General features: G+C 43.8%; 17 protein-coding genes. 6 read left to right on the forward strand and 11 right to left on the reverse strand.

What is annotated here, in order from left to right; genetic code table 11:
* Positions 1-287 precede the first annotated feature (287 nt).
* The 3 genes from QT990_RS02645 to QT990_RS02655 form a co-directional block, all read right to left on the reverse strand.
* Positions 288-1,286: a sugar transferase gene (locus tag QT990_RS02645; protein WP_333408657.1), complete on the reverse strand. Its 999-nt coding sequence runs from the start codon at positions 1,284-1,286 to the stop codon at positions 288-290.
* A gap of 520 nt (positions 1,287-1,806) precedes the next feature.
* Complete coding sequence (locus QT990_RS02650; RefSeq protein ID WP_333109239.1) at positions 1,807-2,475, reverse strand: DUF3318 domain-containing protein; 669 nt, start codon at positions 2,473-2,475, stop codon at positions 1,807-1,809.
* A gap of 173 nt (positions 2,476-2,648) precedes the next feature.
* A complete protein-coding gene (locus tag QT990_RS02655; protein WP_333308396.1) occupies positions 2,649-4,277 on the reverse strand; it encodes a DUF2079 domain-containing protein in 1,629 nt (542 codons plus the stop codon).
* Between the two features lie 21 nt (positions 4,278-4,298).
* On the opposite strand from QT990_RS02655, the gene QT990_RS02660 reads away from it, so the two are divergent.
* Positions 4,299-4,472 carry a hypothetical protein gene (locus tag QT990_RS02660; protein WP_333300842.1) on the forward strand — a complete coding sequence of 58 codons (174 nt, stop codon included), beginning with the start codon at positions 4,299-4,301 and terminating at the stop codon, positions 4,470-4,472.
* A 17-nt stretch (positions 4,473-4,489) separates the two neighbouring features.
* Here QT990_RS02660 and QT990_RS02665 read toward each other — a convergent pair whose 3' ends face one another.
* Both QT990_RS02665 and QT990_RS02670 read right to left on the reverse strand, forming a co-directional pair.
* Complete coding sequence (locus QT990_RS02665; protein ID WP_333464885.1) at positions 4,490-5,266, reverse strand: polysaccharide deacetylase family protein; 777 nt, start codon at positions 5,264-5,266, stop codon at positions 4,490-4,492.
* Complete coding sequence (locus QT990_RS02670) at positions 5,259-5,987, reverse strand: glycosyltransferase (RefSeq protein ID WP_333309426.1); 729 nt, start codon at positions 5,985-5,987, stop codon at positions 5,259-5,261. Before QT990_RS02670 ends, QT990_RS02665 begins: the two co-directional genes overlap by 8 nt.
* Positions 5,988-6,358: 371 nt before the next feature.
* Between QT990_RS02670 and QT990_RS02675 the strand changes: the two genes are divergently transcribed.
* The 3 genes from QT990_RS02675 to QT990_RS02685 all read left to right on the forward strand — a co-directional run bounded on the left by QT990_RS02675 (position 6,359) and on the right by QT990_RS02685 (position 9,158).
* Positions 6,359-6,505 carry a hypothetical protein gene (locus QT990_RS02675; RefSeq protein ID WP_333464886.1) on the forward strand — a complete coding sequence of 49 codons (147 nt, stop codon included), beginning with the start codon at positions 6,359-6,361 and terminating at the stop codon, positions 6,503-6,505.
* Between the two features lie 71 nt (positions 6,506-6,576).
* Positions 6,577-7,503 (forward strand): polysaccharide deacetylase family protein, encoded by a 927-nt coding sequence (locus QT990_RS02680; protein WP_333141140.1) that lies wholly within the window; start codon positions 6,577-6,579, stop codon positions 7,501-7,503.
* 206 nt (positions 7,504-7,709) lie between these two features.
* Positions 7,710-9,158 (forward strand): DUF5009 domain-containing protein, encoded by a 1,449-nt coding sequence (locus QT990_RS02685; RefSeq protein ID WP_333141136.1) that lies wholly within the window; start codon positions 7,710-7,712, stop codon positions 9,156-9,158.
* Between the two features lie 80 nt (positions 9,159-9,238).
* Here the strand turns inward: QT990_RS02685 and QT990_RS02690 are convergent, their stop codons facing one another.
* Entirely contained in the window at positions 9,239-10,300 is a 1,062-nt protein-coding gene (locus QT990_RS02690) for a hypothetical protein (RefSeq protein ID WP_333141134.1), read from the reverse strand.
* A gap of 191 nt (positions 10,301-10,491) precedes the next feature.
* Between QT990_RS02690 and QT990_RS02695 the strand changes: the two genes are divergently transcribed.
* Together QT990_RS02695 and QT990_RS02700 are read left to right on the forward strand one after the other, a co-directional pair.
* Positions 10,492-11,541, forward strand: a complete 1,050-nt coding sequence (locus QT990_RS02695) for an AAA family ATPase (RefSeq protein WP_333141132.1) — start codon at positions 10,492-10,494, stop codon at positions 11,539-11,541.
* The gene (locus tag QT990_RS02700) at positions 11,525-12,130 is read left to right on the forward strand and encodes a HEPN domain-containing protein (protein ID WP_333141130.1); all 606 of its coding nucleotides are present in this window, start codon (positions 11,525-11,527) and stop codon (positions 12,128-12,130) included. Before QT990_RS02695 ends, QT990_RS02700 begins: the two co-directional genes overlap by 17 nt.
* A gap of 171 nt (positions 12,131-12,301) precedes the next feature.
* Here the strand turns inward: QT990_RS02700 and QT990_RS02705 are convergent, their stop codons facing one another.
* The 5 genes from QT990_RS02705 to QT990_RS02725 all read right to left on the reverse strand — a co-directional run bounded on the left by QT990_RS02705 (position 12,302) and on the right by QT990_RS02725 (position 16,355).
* Positions 12,302-12,655: a type II toxin-antitoxin system HicB family antitoxin gene (locus QT990_RS02705; RefSeq protein ID WP_333309422.1), complete on the reverse strand. Its 354-nt coding sequence runs from the start codon at positions 12,653-12,655 to the stop codon at positions 12,302-12,304.
* Positions 12,639-12,857 (reverse strand): type II toxin-antitoxin system HicA family toxin, encoded by a 219-nt coding sequence (locus tag QT990_RS02710; protein ID WP_333300844.1) that lies wholly within the window; start codon positions 12,855-12,857, stop codon positions 12,639-12,641. Before QT990_RS02710 ends, QT990_RS02705 begins: the two co-directional genes overlap by 17 nt.
* A 135-nt stretch (positions 12,858-12,992) precedes the next feature.
* On the reverse strand, positions 12,993-14,402 hold the full coding sequence (locus tag QT990_RS02715) for a ferredoxin:protochlorophyllide reductase (ATP-dependent) subunit N (RefSeq protein WP_199292772.1): 1,410 nt from the start codon (positions 14,400-14,402) through the stop codon (positions 12,993-12,995).
* On the reverse strand, positions 14,399-14,683 hold the full coding sequence (locus QT990_RS02720; protein ID WP_333141124.1) for a hypothetical protein: 285 nt from the start codon (positions 14,681-14,683) through the stop codon (positions 14,399-14,401). The genes QT990_RS02715 and QT990_RS02720 overlap by 4 nt, the downstream gene beginning before the upstream one ends.
* Before the next feature lie 199 nt (positions 14,684-14,882).
* The gene (locus tag QT990_RS02725; RefSeq protein ID WP_333141122.1) at positions 14,883-16,355 is read right to left on the reverse strand and encodes a DUF5331 domain-containing protein; all 1,473 of its coding nucleotides are present in this window, start codon (positions 16,353-16,355) and stop codon (positions 14,883-14,885) included.
* Positions 16,356-16,358: the final 3 nt, after the last annotated feature.

Genomic DNA, 16,358 nt, shown 5'->3' on the forward strand with positions numbered 1-16,358 from the left:
ACCGTGTTAGCAGTCGCTACTTTTCTAAACACAGGTGAGTTCTTCTCGTCCTCGAAAATCATGCTGGGAGCATTTGAGTATGACTGGAACTGGCTAATTGCTAATTATTAATGCTCTGATTGCAGAGCTGGCAACTAGCTGTGCATTTTCTGGGCGTGTGAATTTTAACACTTAATGCTAACGTAGGTATTGCTAGCGATCGTCTGCTTGACTAAGTATCAAGTTTGAGTTCCCGCCGCCCGTCGGCAACAGCACCTGAAAGTTCAGGGCTGGGTTGTTGAGGGCTCCTACACAGCGCCACTATTTTTGTTAAAAAGGACTGTTACAGTTTTAACAATTAGTTTCAAGTCATACACCAGGCTCCAGTTTTGTTGGTATTTTAAATCTAAACGGATGACATCTTCAAAATCGCGGACTTGAGAGCGACCGTTGACTTGCCATTCCCCGGTCATCCCGGGTTTGACATCCAAACGCTGCCACTGAGGGACTTCGTAGCGCTCAACTTCGTCTGGGGTAGGCGGTCTAGTGCCGACTAGACTCATTTCGCCTTTGAGCACGTTCCAAAACTGCGGCAGTTCGTCGAGGCTGGTTTTGCGTAAGATGCGCCCGACTTTGGTAATCCGCGGGTCGTTGTCATTTTTGAAAAATGCGCCAGAAGCTTGGTTTTTGATTTGGTCTTTCATGGCTTCGGCGTTGGTACACATCGATCGAAATTTCCAAATCCGAAATTGTCTGCCCATCCAGCCACAGCGGGTTTGACCGAAAAATATCGGGCCTGGATCGTTGATAGTGATGGCTGCAGCTATGGGTACAAGCAAAATTCCTGTAATCATCAAACCGACGATTGCCCCAACGATATCTATCAGCCGCTTCACCCACGATTGCACTGAAGGGTGGGTCATCGGTAGGTGATTGTCCGAGGGGTTAGTCTCTGTGGGAGTTGAGGTTGCAGAGGGCTGCTCGATCGTCAGCACTTGATCTAGGCTGGTGAGAGCAAATACTGCCATCACCTGTGGCTTGAGACTTCGGAGCACCAAGTCGCTGCCACGCTGTTTGGCAAATTTCAGATTGCTGACTAAAGCACCGATCCCGCTACTGTCGATGAATGTCGTCTGACTAAAGTCTAGGACAATCTTGCTGGGAACGGTGCTTCCCGAAAAAAGTTGCTGGCAGGTTGTCTTGAAGTTTACGGCTTCAAGTACGCTCAAGCGCACGGGTATGTGAACTGAGGGAATCTCGTCCGAGTACGTTACCCGAAAATCTGCCTCTGGGGTTTGACTGACCATGAAGTCCTGGTTTCAAATTTCAAGCTGATGTCTTTAGCCTATTCTGTCCTAGCAGATCCACCTTTACCAAATATTATGGTTAACAAAAGGCTAGCTTTATACAAACTTTACAAAAACGCCTGCCAAGTCGCCCGCCGAGAATGATATCAAAGGCAAAAATAGACTTATAGCCTTTCGAGCTCTCATATGAGGTACTCATGGGCATAGGGCATAGGCCTCCGTGGGCATAGGGCATAGGCCTCCGTGGGCATAGGGCATAGGGCATACCTCACCACGCTTGAGAACCGCTATAAGTCTATTTTTGCCAGTTTTGGCCCAAAGATTTTTGAACGCAGTCGCTGTCAAACTTTGACATCGGAATCAAGATTTTTGTGGATTCAGGCCCATTAATCTTGTCGTTAATAATTTTCGTGCCTCTCTTGCACCGGATAACTATCGCAGTTAACAGTTAACAGCTAACACAGAAGTCAACAGTTAACCGTTAACTGGAAAACCCCGTACCAAGCGTCGGGGGATGAGGTTAAGAATTGTAGACGTTTTCTGACTGGGATGTTTCGCGGGTGATGGGTTTGACTTTGGCTTTGGCTTTGGCTGCGTTGCGTTTGAGGGCCTGCAGACGAGCTTCGTATTTAGCCCGCTGCTGTTTTTTGGAGGTTTGCTCGATTAAGGTTTTTAAGGCGCTGCCGAGGCTTTTGTAGGCGTTTGGGAGAGTGTAGCCGAAGCGGGTGGCTAGGGCGAGGGCTTTTTCGTCGGCGTCTATTGCTTCTTTTAAACTTTTCTCTCCGTTGTTTTTTTGGAAAAGTCTCCAGCCGGAGACGCCGCACAGGGATAGGGCCAGTAACAGCAGCAAGCCGTCTTGCACCCAAAGTTCGCCGACGGCGCCGCCTAAACCAATGGCGAGGGCTGCCATTTCCCAACCGTCTCTGGGAATGGTGTCGTTTTGGATTCTGGCGACTTCGTGCCAAAATAGGAGGTTGCGCTGATCCATTGCTAGCTGTTCCCAGCGGATCAGGTCTATTTGGATTTCTACCTGGTCTTTGCCTATTTCTTCGCTGCGGATCAGGGTAGGATTAACTTCTATTGTTTTTTCTACTGTTACCCAACTTTGGAGTTCTGGGGGCAGTATGTTTTTCAAGCGCCGGATCTCACTCATCTCGGCTCTTGCTGTAGAGGTTGCATAGGATGTCATAGCTCCGGCCTATTGATTTTCCAAAGGTTAATATGTGTCTGTTTCTGGAGTATAGCAAACCTTGAATCCAAATATAGTCGAGTAACGGGGGTCGATCGACCAATAATTGCAATTTTACTTGATTTTACTCTCAGGGGGCGATCGCAACTGCCTGCTCGATCCTTGACTTTCGACTATTTCATCAACGGTTCGATTTCTTGCCGCAATTTCGACCAAGCAGACAAAACTTCTGGCTTAGAAGTTATGCCTTTTTGAACTAAAACAACTCCGTCCAATACTTCAGCAATTCCGTACAAACCTCGCCGTAGAGCTTCATCGGTAAAACGCACTCCCCCCCGAACTCTACCTCTGTCAACGGGAACTTTTAAATTGTTTTGCTGCAACTGCCACAAATCTAACAGCGCATAATCGACATCGACTACTTTTCCCTCTTCGTCTTTCATCTGCATCACTTCTAAACGGATGATGTTCCGGCGGTCCGAAAGGTGGGAAACGATATAACCGCTGGTAGAAACGCTAGCATCTTGGGGAATCAAACTTAAGACTTTTTTGAGATTAGCCGCGTGTCCGAGTTGAGCCGGCAAAGATTGATAAACCCAAGGTTGAAAAGAATAAGGAGAGATGAAATACAAAGCTCGATTCGGATTGGAAGTGTACGTAAGCAGTATTGACAGACCGATACATCCAATCCAGAAGCGGTGGAACCTGGGTTTGAATTTATCTTGATGTTGCGACCACCACAGGATTGTACCGTAAAATAACCCCGGAATTACAGCAAAGGTGTAGCGGGTGTTGATAGAAGTAGCTGCCTGATTAACAACTTGCAGCAACAGAACCAGTAAAGGAAAAACAGTCATTAACCAGGCGCTAGGAGTGATTACAGGTACAAATGCTAGCGGCAACCAATGACCTAAAAGATATAAAATTCGCCTACTTGCATCTTTGAAAAATACTTCTATTATAAGATGAGGTTGACTAATAATCGCCCAAAGCAGTTCTAGTGTTGACGGGTTCTCGGTTTTGACAAATTTTCTAAAGTAATTAGCTAAGTACAAGCGGGAATTGTCAACCGAAAACATCGGCATGATTGTATTAGTTATGAACACCACGTAGCTAAAGCTGATAGCGCACAAAGCTATGCCGACGCGGGGGTAGCGCCGACTGACAATTAAATACGCTCCGATGCCAAACAAGCTAATTCCAGCATCTTCGCGAGTGCCTAATGTTAAAACTGCGAACAGCCAAAATAGCGGCCAGCGCTGCTTTTCTAATGCGAGGAGCAAGCTAAATATAAATAGAGGAATTTGGCAGTGTTCGTAAAAATTTCCCAGCGTCGGCCCGATGACACCATTTGCTCCGTAATAGCTGGCTACTATCATTACCGACAGGGGAACTGATAGATAGTGTCTTGCTAAGAAATACAGCACTATTCCGGCTGCGGCAATTAAAGAAACTTGCAACACTATCAGGGTAATGGGAGATGGAAATAAGGCATAAATAGGCATCCAAATTAGAAAATCGATGACGAAGTGTTGCCCTAAATGAATGTAAAATGGGTAGGAAAGTTGTCTGTCCATCAGCGAAGCGCTGGAGGCGGCTGAGGACATTGAACTTTGAAAAAATCGACCGTGTATGCTATTCCAAAATACTTGGTTAAATAGACCGTGATCGTAGGTGGATAAGAAGCTTTCGTAGCGAATTATGCTAAAAGTTAAAACTAATACAAAAAAGATGGTTGCTAGGATTTTAACTTGACGCAATCCTGTTTGATTGTTCCAGTAGTAGAGAGGTTTAAATTTCATAGTTTTTGCTGAACGCGATATTTGCTGGGAGCATCTCACCTTTGCAGCCCTCCGCTAGAAATTGGAGTTTTGAGGCAGGAGGCAGGAGGCAGGAGGCAGAAGGAAAGAGGCAGAAGGAAAGGGGAAGAAGGAAAGAGGAAGAAGGAAGGAGCCAGAAGAAGGAAGGAGCCAGAAGAAGTATTTTTACAAATATGAGATGCTCCCTATTTGCTCTAAGGTTGACTGAAGTTGTGCTTAAATTCTGAAATAGAAATAAATTTGCCTTGGGTTTTCAGCTTTGTGAGGTATTTTTCTAGTTTGTCAACCATTTTGCTGCCTGAGTCTTTTTTGACGTAACCGGGTAATTTAAACTGGGAAATATCTGTGAATTCCCAGGGGTGAAAGTAGATGTTCAGATAAGAGTCGGTTTCTAGGGTTAGTTGGGTTGCTAATTCTATCATTGAGAGGGGGAAGTTTTTAAAGCTCAACCAAAATAAAGGAAATCTGATCAGAGGAGTGACTGAAATGGGAAGGTTGAGCAGTTTATTCGTATAATATGCAGTTCGGGGTTTAGATAGGTTGTTGTATCTGCCGGGGATGTAAGTTGGATTCATTGATGAGTTGTATTCGTAGCCTGCCTTTTCTATGTCTGCGTCGTCAACGGGCTGAAGTCTTGCCATCCTGAATCCAGTGATTTGAGTATTAGTTATTTGTTCTAAGGTTTGTTTAGATTTCTGTAAATCTTCTAGGCAAAATTGAGAGTGGTAAAAGCCGTGGGATGCGATTTCATGGTGTTGTGAAATTTCTCTGATTGTATCTGGGTTGTTGAGTGCAAAGTTAGCTGTGACAAAAAATGTGGCTGTAATATCTAATTTTTCTAGAAGTGCAATAATCTTTGACAATCCTCGATTAGAAATTTCAAACTTAATCTCGGATTCCAGGGGTTGACCGTATTCTTCGGGGATGTCAAATTCTTCTATGTCAAAGCTCAACAAAATTGATTTATTCATAGTAGCCTGCGCGGTCGTTGGCTCTAATTTTAAATAAGCAGAGGAGCATTTTTAGGGAATCTTTAAATATATTGACTTGAGATTTTTTGTAGATGTGGTGCTGGGAAACTTTGGCGGGAATTTCACCAATGGTATATCCTCTTTTTTTTGCTAAAAAAAGCAGCTCCGCATCAAATGAAAAGCCAGTAATTGTTTGGTTATTAAATATTTCTTGAGCTGGTATTTTGTTGAATCCTTTGAGTCCGGCTTGCATATCTCTATATGGGAGATTCAGAATTTTTCTAGAAATCCAGTTAAATATTTTGCCGGATATTTTTCGGAGTAAGGTAAGATTTCGGAAGTTTTCTCTATCGAGGTTTCTGCAACCAATTACGACATCAAATTCGTCTAATTTTTTGACTAAGGGTTCGAGGTGTTCGAGGGAGTATGCTAAGTCGCCATCCATGAAGCAAATGCAGTCGGCGTTTACAGATTCGCTGCCTTTTTTGACGGCATATCCTTTGCCTTGACGGTTGCTGTAAGAAATTAGTTTGATGTGATGTGTGGGGAAAGTTTTGAGTTTGTTGTCGAGAATTGGCAGTGTATTGTCGGTCGAGCCGTCATTAACAATAATAAAATTGTAACCATGATTTTTTTGAGAAAATTCTAAAATTATGTCAAAGGTTTGGGCTATGCAATTTGCTTCGTTGTAAACAGGCAGAATTACCGCTATCTTCATCATGGTTGTTGCACCGGGCTTTCGGTAAAATATGCTACCACCTCGCGACGTAAATCACAAGTAAAAAAATTACCGATAAAATTTTACAGGAAAATTTACAGATAAAATTTACAGATAAAATTTACAGATAAAATTTACAGATAAAATTTACAGATAAAATTTACAGATAAAATTTACAGATAAAATTTCTGGCGGGGAGAGGTATTGTTAACTGCGGAGAAGAAAATTGACTTCAACTTCGCCTTGAAAGTGCAAAGACGAAGTTGGACTTTTTGGAACCTTTGAACAGCGGGCAGTTTCGGGGTTGGAGGGTGCTGTCGGAATTGCTGCGATCGCCCCGCCCATACTGGCTAATCTATCTCAAATGATGATTTTTGAGCAAGGGGACGATCGCCACTCCTCTAGCACCATTTGTCAAGTGTGAACGGGGGTTGCCGGATAAGTGCGATCGAGACAAATTGTATCATGCTGGAGTTGATCCAGCTTATCTTTACGGAAAACGCGGGCGATCGACAATCTAGATTCTTCCAGCAGCCCGAAAAACCCTCTTACTCTCCCCCGAACCTTTTACCTCATGAGGTTGTAATTGTCAATGGTAAATTATTTAGTTAACAAATTGCCGGAGTATTTTCAACAGGGTATTACGCTCCGAAAAAAACGCATTATTAGCTTTTTACTAGCATTCATCCTAAGTTGCATCACTTATCAAGTAATCTTAGAAATCATCACAGTACAAATTCCGATTTTCGGCTTTCACGATATTGTTGACATTCAGAATCCCCAGGAAATACCGCCGCTGCGGCGAGAATTTCCCGGCGACTACAGCCAGCAAAACTTGGAAGCTTTTTTAGATTATTTAGTTAGCCATAACTATTGGTTTTTGTCATCCCAAGAGCTTTACAAGTATTTCATAGCCAATCCCAAAAAGCCGATGCCGAGTGAATATCGCGATCGCCCAAAAGTCATGATTACTTTTGACGACGGAAATAAAAGCATTTCTACGCACTTACTACCGATTTTAGAAACACTCGAAAATAAATACGGCAAAAAAACCAAAGTAGTTGTATTTATCAACTCCGGCTTCTTCGGTCATCATGACTCGCTCATAAAAAAAGTAACTTGTCAAGACTTGAGAGACGGAATGCAAAAAGGTTTTTATGATATTCAATCCCACGGACTGAATCACCAAAAGTTAACAAAAATGTCTCTGACCGCATTAGACCGAGAATTATCTGAAGATCAAATTAGATTGAGGAAATGCACCCAAGATTTAGACCCAAATCGAACAGTCGCCTCACACATAGCCTACCCGTTTGGCGCTGTCAACAAACAAGTTGACAAATACGTTGCCAAATATTTCTCATCAGGATACTTGTACGACACTTCAAAATTAAAACTGTGGTTTTTTCCACCCAATAAATACCGAATTTCGAGGTTAACAGTCAATAAAAAATACTCCGCAAAAAGACTCAGCAACCTAGCTTCAGGAAGCTGGCTGCACAAATTAATTGGCAAATAAGCCGGAGAGATTCTATTATTTTAGAACAAAAAAGATGTGTAGTAATATCCTGTCCCGTAAATTAACCGTTATTCCCCTCCGGGTTAGGTTCACCATTATCTATCAAAAATCGCAACAACTCCAGTAAACCCGCCCCGGCCGATATCTTGCGGTCAACCAACCCTACTTGATATAAATTAGAATCCCCAACATCAGAGGTAAAAGACATGGTGAAACAAGAAAATAGTTTAGCAGTTGCTGCCGTTTCCCAACGCGCAGACGCCCTGGATGCCCTGCGCGGACTAGCAGTTTTAGCGATGGTTTTATCCGGTACAATAGCCCGGAAAACATTGCCGGCGTGGATGTATCACGCCCAACTGCCACCGCCGGATCACATTTTTAATAACAAACTGCCGGGATTAACCTGGGTTGATTTAGTTTTCCCCTTCTTTTTGTTTGCAATGGGGGCTGCGATACCGCTAGCTTTGTCGCGCCGCATCGCCAAGGGATGGGATACAAAAAAAGTGATTTTATCTATTTTGCAAAGAGGCTTTTTGTTAGCGTCATTTGCGATATTTCTCCAGCACATTCGCCCGACTATAATTAACCCAGACGCCTCCATCCCGCAGAAGTGGTGGATGGCATTGTTTGGATTTTTAATATTATTTTTAATGTATGTTCGCTGGCCGTCCAGGTGGTCTGTGTGGCGGCGGAGATCCTTAACCCTTGCTGCTTGGAGTGCCGGGATTGGCTTCGTATCTCAGATCAAATATCCCAACGGTGTAGGATTTTTAGTTAGCCGTAGCGATATTATCTTGATGGTACTAGCAAATATGGCCGTTTTCGGCTCGCTAATTTGGTTTTTTACTCGTTCAAATATGTGGTTGCGAGTGGGATTTTTGGGTTTGCTGTTGGCGGCGCGACTGTCTTCTCAGACTGACGGTTGGATTAATTTAGTTTGGCGGTACTCTCCTGCACCTTGGCTGTTTCAATTTGATTATTTAAAGTATTTGTTTGTGGTGATTCCCGGTACGATTGTGGGGGATTTGCTGGGTCGGTGGATAGAGTATTCTTCGCCGGAAGAGGCGAGTTATGCTAGCTGGAAGAGTTGGCGCTATTTCAGCATTATGGTTTTGATGTTTACTGTCAATTTAGTATTGTTAATTGGACTGCAAGCTAGATGGGTATGGCAGACTGCATTAGTGACGGTGGTGCTGTGTTTCTGCGCTTTGGTTTTGTTGAGAAAGCCAGGGAATGTCACAGAAAATTTATTAAACCGCCTTTACAAATGGGGGTTTTATTGGGTGGTTTTGGGTTTGCTGTTTGAGCCTTATGAAGGCGGCATCAAGAAAGATTCAGCGACGATGAGTTACTTGTTTTTAACCGCTGGAATGGCTACTTTGCTGTTGATTGGGTTGATTATAATTATCGATGTGTTTCACAGAAAATGGTTTTTGCAGTTGTTTATTGATAACGGGGTGAATCCGATGATTGGCTATGCAGGATTTGCGAATATTATCTGGCCTATTCTGGTTTTAAGTAAATTGGAACCGGTGATTATTGAGATGACTTCAACCAATCCGTTTATGGGGTTTTTGAGGGGGTTGGGATATACGATTATTCTGGCGTTAATTGTCGTAGTGTGTACGAGGTTTAAACTGTTCTTGAGGACATAAATTTTGAGGTTTGTAGTAATAAGTTTAGTTTTTATTGATTCAAACTAAGGGAGAGGACTTCCGTCCTCTCTACGAAAATATTAAGATTGGAGCGACTTCAAAATACCGCTTTCCAACTGATAAATTGCTGCCATGATTCCGCTTTCAGGATTTGTGAGCAGGGACTTTTTGACATCTTTCAAGTATTCTACAATGTGTTCCCGCAAAATCGGTCTTTCTACTTTGACTGTGTGATTATAATCCCACAAATCCCAGATGATAATCCCGATGCCGACAATCGGGTCTATTAAACTTACTCCCAACTGACTAGCGACTGTACCGCCTGTTTTTGTGGCTACCTTGGCGGCCGCTTTGCTGGCAACTTTTGCCGTAACTTTACTACCAACTTTAGCTGCTACTCCCAAAATTAAGGGTTTAGCCACTAAGTAACCGCTACCGCCAACTAATACTTTTAATGATAAATTCGAGACATTTCCTTTATCGCTAATTGTAGTAGCAATATCGTTCAGATATTTGTCCCACTGTACTTGCGGTATATTATAACTGTTTTGAACTACTTTCACATTCTTGCTAACTTCTGATATATACAAATTAGCAGTATCTTGAGTGATTAATTGAAATCGCAGTTGAGCATTTTTGGGTGCCAGAACGCGGTTAGCAAATTCTCTTTGAAAGTCTTCAGTTAATTTTTCGGAAACAGCTTGAGATGCTGCTGTCATATCAAATCTGTTGAGTACGGCAGATTTCACGAAGTTAAAAGGTACGGTAAACTCCATCTTTTTTTGAGTGAAGTAATCAAAGTACCAATCGAGGAAACTGTTGTCAACCCGCGCGATTACTTCGGTTTCCCATTTGTCCAATTCTTTGGATGCGAAAGTTTCGGCTGTTATATGGGATTTTTGGATGGCGTTTTTAATGTCTTGGTTGACTTTGCTGAAATCGTGTGGCGGGGAGACTACAACTGCTGTGGTTCCGGTATTTGTTAGTGACTGGGAAATTAGAAAGTTACCTAATAGGGGAATGATGACTACTAAAATTACGATCGTCCAAATCATCGGTGTCACAGTTTTGATAAACTGACCGATAACTCTGAGACGTTCTGTTTTCTCTGAATAGCTAATTTCTTCCTTGTCTTGACTCATGGCGGTTTCTCAACTGATGAGAGTTTGGCTAGTTTCGATTATAGGCGATCGTACTTGCGATCGTGTTACGGGCGTGTGGCCTGAGATTCTGGAAAGGTTGGAGAAAAGTGCGCCCTTTCATCCCTGACTGTATAATAGTCATAGCCTGAGTTATAGCTCAGGTACTGACTTCCCCAAAAGTATAAAAAAAGATGGTTCAGAAAATAGCTCTATTTAATCACAAGGGCGGCGTTAGCAAAACAACCACTACATTTAATCTAGGATGGATGTTAGCCACCAAGGGAAAAAAAGTAATCTTAGTGGATGCAGATCCGCAATGCAACCTCACAGGTATGGTTTTGGGGTCTTCAACTAAGGAAGAGCTAGAGGAAGTCTATAAAAAAGAACAGAATATTAAATCAGGCTTAGCACCTGCATTTGAATCAAGACCTAAGCTAATTGAGGCTGTAGATTGTTTACCAGTGGAGGCCTGCGAGGGTCTGTTTTTGTTGCCTGGTCATGTGGGATTTGCTGAATATGAGGTAACATTAGGAATTGCACAAGAGCTAAGTGGTTCAATTCAAGCACTTCAAAACTTACCTGGTTCAATTTCATATCTTTTGCAAAAAACAGCAGATAAATTTGAGGCAGATTATATTTTGATTGATATGAGTCCAAGTTTAAGCTCAATCAATCAGAATCTACTGATGACCAGTGATTTTTTTATACTTCCTACCAGTCCTGACTTTTTTTCAGTAATGGCGATTGATTCTTTGGCAACAATTTTGCCAAAATGGTATGCTTGGGCTCAAAAAGCTTCTGAAATGAGGATTTTGCAAGATGCTGCCTATCCATTTCCAAAAGTTACACCGCGCTTTCTTGGGACTGTAGTTCAAAATTATCGAATAATACGTCAAGAACCCGCTGCTGCTTTTCAGAAGTGGATCAATGCCATTGAAGAAGCTGTTTCTACTAGATTAGTACCATCTTTGCAAATAAATAATATGCTACTAAATAATCAGATGTACAATTCTCAAGGAATTGGCAGTGATTTCTGCCTTGCAAAAATTTCTGACTTTAACAGCCTTATTGCTAAGTCTCAAGAGCATCAAACACCAGTTTTTGCCCTCACCTCTGAGCAAATAGAACAGAGTGGTATAGTTTTAACAGATGCTCTAAAAGCACAAAAACCCTTCAGAGAAGCTTTTTCCAAACTAGCAGACAGAGTTATTGGGTTAACGTGCCATGCAGTCAGCAATTGATCTATTTCGCATCAGTATTACCCGCGTTCGCGATTTAATTGCTGTGCATAATTCTCTAAAAGCTCAAGCTAGTAGTGTTCTCGATCTTTCAGATATGCTCAGAGCTGCACTTGTTCTAGCGGTTAGCGCTTTGGACTATTATATTCACGAAGTTGTTAGGATAGGAATGTTAGAAATTCACCGAGGCCAACGTCCTGAACCTCCAGCATTTTCGCGGTTTCAAATTTCACTGGGTAACGCTCGCGCTGGTATAAACGCAGGACAAAATATTGATTCCTGGCTAGAAGATGAAATTCGGCAACGCCACAGCTACAAAAGTTTTCAACAACCAGAAGCTATAGCTGATGCTATCCGGCTGATTAGCGATAAAAAGTTGTGGGAAGAAGTCTCTACTAACATGGGTAGCCCTGCTAGAAGTATAAAACAACAGCTAAGTCTGATTGTCGATCGCCGAAATAAAATTGCACATGAAGCCGATATAGATCCTACATTATCAATAGGCAATCGCTGGCCTATTGATGAACTATTAGTTAATGAAGCGGTTGATTTTATTGAGCAAGTTGTTGAGAGCATACACAACATTTTGTAACCCGCGACGATTAATTAAAAAAGCGATCGCACTCTTCATCCGCGTTAATCTGCGTTAATCTGCCTGCATCAGCGGTTCATAAAAAAATAAAAGAGCGTGAAGCGAAGCTATCCCGAAGGGAATCGCCCTTTAACCCTCCCTCAAACTCGATCGTCCTTATCTGATTATCTTTTAACCTGCTTTACTTAACACAACCAGAATGTACTGGTCAAGACTAACTCCTTCCCTTTCCGCTTTTTCTGCTAAACTCAAATGTAGAGATTTAGGAATTTGCAACGATAAATTTCCGCTATACTCAATTTCCGTTGTAGGTAAAGGAATCTCATCTTCACACTCATAAGCTGTTTCTATCCATAATTCCCTAGCTTCCTGAATATTCTCCATCGCTTCCGATAAAGTTTCACCCTGAGACATACAGCCAGGAAGGTCTTTGATTATAGCTGTATAACCTTCGGATTCTGGATAAAAACTGATAGGATATTTAAGACTCAAGTAATAGTCTAGAGATTTAAGCTTGACTTTCATCTTCTGATTCATTGCTCCATTCCTCCAGTTTTAATAGCACAACAATTTGCTTGACGTATACTCCTTTTACCTTCTTCCCACCTTTTTTAGAAACTGTAATTTTTAATCCATCAGCATTTCGGAAAGTATGGTGACTTCCTTTCGATCGCTTTTCTTCAAATCCAAAAGCTGTTAGAATATAGCACACATCGTCAAAGCGCACTTCTGGTGGATTTGCTAAAAATTGTTCTACCAGTTTTCCTAACTTGCCCAGGAAGTTTTACAGATGCTTGTACTATTCTAATAAATAAGGGCGGGCATTGCCCACCCTCGCTATGAATCAGGTGTAATTCAAAAATTAAACCTTCGCTTCATTCTTCACCAAATTACCCCAACCCAAATCCTTCAGCGAATTATTCCGGCGCAACGGACGAGTCACCAACTCCAAAATATCCCGCGCATTACCAAAGCCGTGAATCTGAGCAAAAGTAAACTCAACTGACCACTTAGTATTAATTCCCCGCGCTTCCAAAGGATTAGCGTGAGCCATACCAGTAATCACCAAGTCAATATTCTGCTCGTAAATCCGCTGCAACTGATTGTAATTGTCTGGTTTCTCCACAATCCGAGGAGTAGGAACTCCCATCTCGTGACAAGTCTTTTCTAACAAAGCCAACTCGGCCGCCTGATAGCGCTTGTCCATGTAAGGAATGCCGATTTCCGGGCAAGTCATGCCGCAGCGAATCAAGAAACGTGCTAAAGAAATCTCTAGCAAATTGTCGCCCATAAAGAAGACAGATTTGCCGCGAATTATTTGCAGGTAATCTTCCAAACCTGCCCAGATTTGCGCTTCCCGTTCGTCCAAACCTTTTGGTTCAATTCCCAACACTGAGCAAATCTTTTCAATCCAAGCGCGAGTTCCGTCAGGGCCGATGGGGAACGGAGCACCAATTAATTTACACTTACGGCGGCGCATCAAAGTGCTCGCAGTACGCGACAAGAACGGATTCATGCCTGATACATAATAACCTTCTTCCAAGACTGGCAATTCAGTGTAGCGCTTGGAAGGAAGCCAACCGGAAACTTTGATTCCTTGCTTCTTCAATTCTAAGGTTAGCTGAGTAACAACCGGGTCGGGCAAAGAACCAAAAAGTACCAGCGGCGTGTGCTTGACATATTCCGATTCATCTGCTGCAACTTCCTCTTTTTTCTTGCCGAAATTCAGCAGTTGAGAGATAGCATTGCGTTCTTGTTTCTGAGATTCCATCACGGGCGCTTTCTCAGGGCATTTAGCAGCCATTGCTGCCAAAACGGTATCTTCCCCTTGAGTAAAAGCGTAATCCAAGCCGTTAGCGCGGGCTGTGACGATGGGAATGCCAATTTCTGCTTCGAGTTTCGGTGCTAACCCTTCCAAATCCATTTTGATGATTTCGGTGGTGCAAGTGCCGATCCAGACAATTACACTGGGGTTACGATCGCGCTTAATTTGCAAGCACAGCCGCTTCAACTCATCATAATCGTTTAACTGAGCGGAAATATCGCCTTCTTCCAACTCAGCCATCGCATAGCGAGGCTCAGCAAAAATCATCACGCCCATTGCGTTTTGCAAGAAATAGCCGCAAGTCTTGGTACCGATGACCAAGAAAAAACTATCTTCAATTTTTTGATAAAGCCAAGCTACGCAACTAATCGGACAAAAAGTGTGATAATTGCCTGTTTCGCATTCAAAGTTTAAAGCTTCCGGTTCATTAGTAGTAATAGCAGTCATATCTCAAATCTTCTCCATTTAAATTGTTTTTCGTCTCGAACAGGACTTGCGGCGGAGCGAGGAAACACCTGGATTTTGCGATCGTCTCGGTGCGATCGCCCAGGAGAGGAATAGGCTGTTTTTCCTCTCAAACGCGAACAGCCGCAGTGGCGATCAAACACCTGCGAAAGCGCGATCGCGACGCACAGCGAACAATAAATAGAAATACCTATTTTGGGGCTAATTCCTGTGAAAAATAGATGCAGCCCATTCACTATTTCCGCAGCAGCCGCAGCATCCAAAATTTGAGCTAAAAAATTCTGCGCGAGGGCATATAATCCCTCACAGCAGGGATTTAGTGTTCTTCAACTCGCTCGCGGGAAAAAGCCTTTTGGCAGTTGTGAGTTTGAGCTAATTAAAAATTAACAACTCGCAACTCACAACTCACAAATAGAGCGGAAAACTTCCAGACTAGAAGAGATGCGGGCGATCGCAACAACCTCACTTAAAATCAGATAAAAAGCCGGAAATTTCTTCATCTTCATCGTCGGAATCCAAATCGCCGAGATCTAGAGCATCTAAATCATCTTCATCTGGATCTCCGGTAGTTGCTTCCCCCAGATCGTCGAGTCCGAGATCGTCGAGGTCATCGTCATCAGATACAGAGAAATCGTCAATACCGTCATCGTCCAAGTCGCCCAGATCCATGTCTAGGTCATCTGAGGTCGCTGTCCCAAAAGGATCGGGTATTTCTTCGGCGACAAACTCTGCATCTTCTTCCCCAAACGGATCGGAAATCCCCGATTCAAGATCTCCAGAGGTCAAAGTCCCAAATTGTGAGGCTTCATCTTCCTCGTCATCGCCGAGGTCGAGACCGCCCAAAGCCGAGGCTTCATCTTCCTCGTCATCATCGCCGAGGCCGAGACCGCCCAAAGCCAAGGCTTCATCTTCCTCGTCATCATCGCCGAGGCCGAGACCGCCCAAAGCCAAGGCTTCATCTTCCTCGTCATCGTCCATATCAAAATCCGATACGGCGTCTTCCTCATCGTCGCCCATATCAAAGTCAGATACGGCGTCTTCCTCATCGTCGCCCATATCGAAGTCAGATACGGCGTCTTCCTCATCGTCTTCGAGACCGAGACCGTCCAAAGCCGAGGCTTCTTCCTCGTCATCGTCCATGTCGAAGTCGGAGACCGCTTCTTCCTCGTCATCGTCCATGTCGAAGTCGGAGACCGCTTCTTCCTCATCGTCGTCCATATCGAAGTCGGAGACCGCTTCTTCCTCGTCATCGCCCAGGTCGAAGTCAGATACGGCATCTTCCTCGTCATCGCCCAGGTCGAAATCAGAGACTGCTTCTTCCTCAAACTCATCGAAGGATTCGTCGTCGGAACTCAGTGCTGACGCAGCAGCAGCCAGACCGGCCGCTCCGGCGACTCCGGCGACTACTCCGGCTGCTGCTAAGGCCGCACCGCCCAATTTATTAGATTTGGCATCAGCGGGTGCAGCAGTTGCAGTTTGAGCGGCTGCGGGTGCAGCAGTTGCAGTTTGAGGGACTGCGGGTGCAGCAGTTGCCTTTTGAGCGGCTGCGGGTGCAGCAGTTGCAGTTTGAGCGGCTGCGGGTGCAGTAGTTGCAGTTTGAGCGGCTGCGGGTGTTGGAGATGTGCCGATCGTCTGCGGCACGATATTTGAGGGCATACCCAGCGCGATGTCAGGGTCAAAATTTAGCCCCAACACTTCGATCAGGCTGTCTGCATCCGGCTTGAGTTTTGAGAAGGGCAGCATTAATTGCTGGAGTTCCGGCTCCAGGGCAGCCGCAATTCCCAGGATGAGGTAAGAAACAGGCCTTTTCCCGCCGTCGGGTGTGGCGACCGTGTTGTCAGCCGTCATGTGCAGGAGCAGCCAAGCCCGATTTACCTGGTAGTAGTCCAACCACTTCTGTTTGAGAGCAACTGAAAAAGTATCAAAAAAAGCCATAAC

It is taken from the genome of Microcoleus sp. T3_B1, assembly GCF_036700445.1.
Taxonomy (GTDB): domain Bacteria; phylum Cyanobacteriota; class Cyanobacteriia; order Cyanobacteriales; family Microcoleaceae; genus Microcoleus.

Bases quoted from the DNA above. Each gene is read 5' to 3' on its own strand.
- QT990_RS02645 (WP_333408657.1), bottom strand. From the start codon at position 1,286: ATGGTCAGTCAAACCCCAGAGGCAGATTTTCGGGTAACGTACTCGGAC.
- QT990_RS02670 (WP_333309426.1), bottom strand. From the start codon at position 5,987: ATGATGAAGATAGCGGTAATTCTGCCTGTTTACAACGAAGCAAATTGC.
- QT990_RS02705 (WP_333309422.1), bottom strand. From the start codon at position 12,655: ATGAAAGTCAAGCTTAAATCTCTAGACTATTACTTGAGTCTTAAATAT.
- QT990_RS02650 (WP_333109239.1), bottom strand. From the start codon at position 2,475: ATGACATCCTATGCAACCTCTACAGCAAGAGCCGAGATGAGTGAGATC.
- QT990_RS02655 (WP_333308396.1), bottom strand. From the start codon at position 4,277: ATGAAATTTAAACCTCTCTACTACTGGAACAATCAAACAGGATTGCGT.
- QT990_RS02665 (WP_333464885.1), bottom strand. From the start codon at position 5,266: ATGAATAAATCAATTTTGTTGAGCTTTGACATAGAAGAATTTGACATC.
- QT990_RS02695 (WP_333141132.1), top strand. From the start codon at position 10,492: ATGGTTCAGAAAATAGCTCTATTTAATCACAAGGGCGGCGTTAGCAAA.
- QT990_RS02690 (WP_333141134.1), bottom strand. From the start codon at position 10,300: ATGAGTCAAGACAAGGAAGAAATTAGCTATTCAGAGAAAACAGAACGT.
- QT990_RS02715 (WP_199292772.1), bottom strand. From the start codon at position 14,402: ATGACTGCTATTACTACTAATGAACCGGAAGCTTTAAACTTTGAATGC.
- QT990_RS02725 (WP_333141122.1), bottom strand. From the start codon at position 16,355: ATGGCTTTTTTTGATACTTTTTCAGTTGCTCTCAAACAGAAGTGGTTG.
- QT990_RS02685 (WP_333141136.1), top strand. From the start codon at position 7,710: ATGGTGAAACAAGAAAATAGTTTAGCAGTTGCTGCCGTTTCCCAACGC.
- QT990_RS02700 (WP_333141130.1), top strand. From the start codon at position 11,525: ATGCAGTCAGCAATTGATCTATTTCGCATCAGTATTACCCGCGTTCGC.
- QT990_RS02680 (WP_333141140.1), top strand. From the start codon at position 6,577: ATGGTAAATTATTTAGTTAACAAATTGCCGGAGTATTTTCAACAGGGT.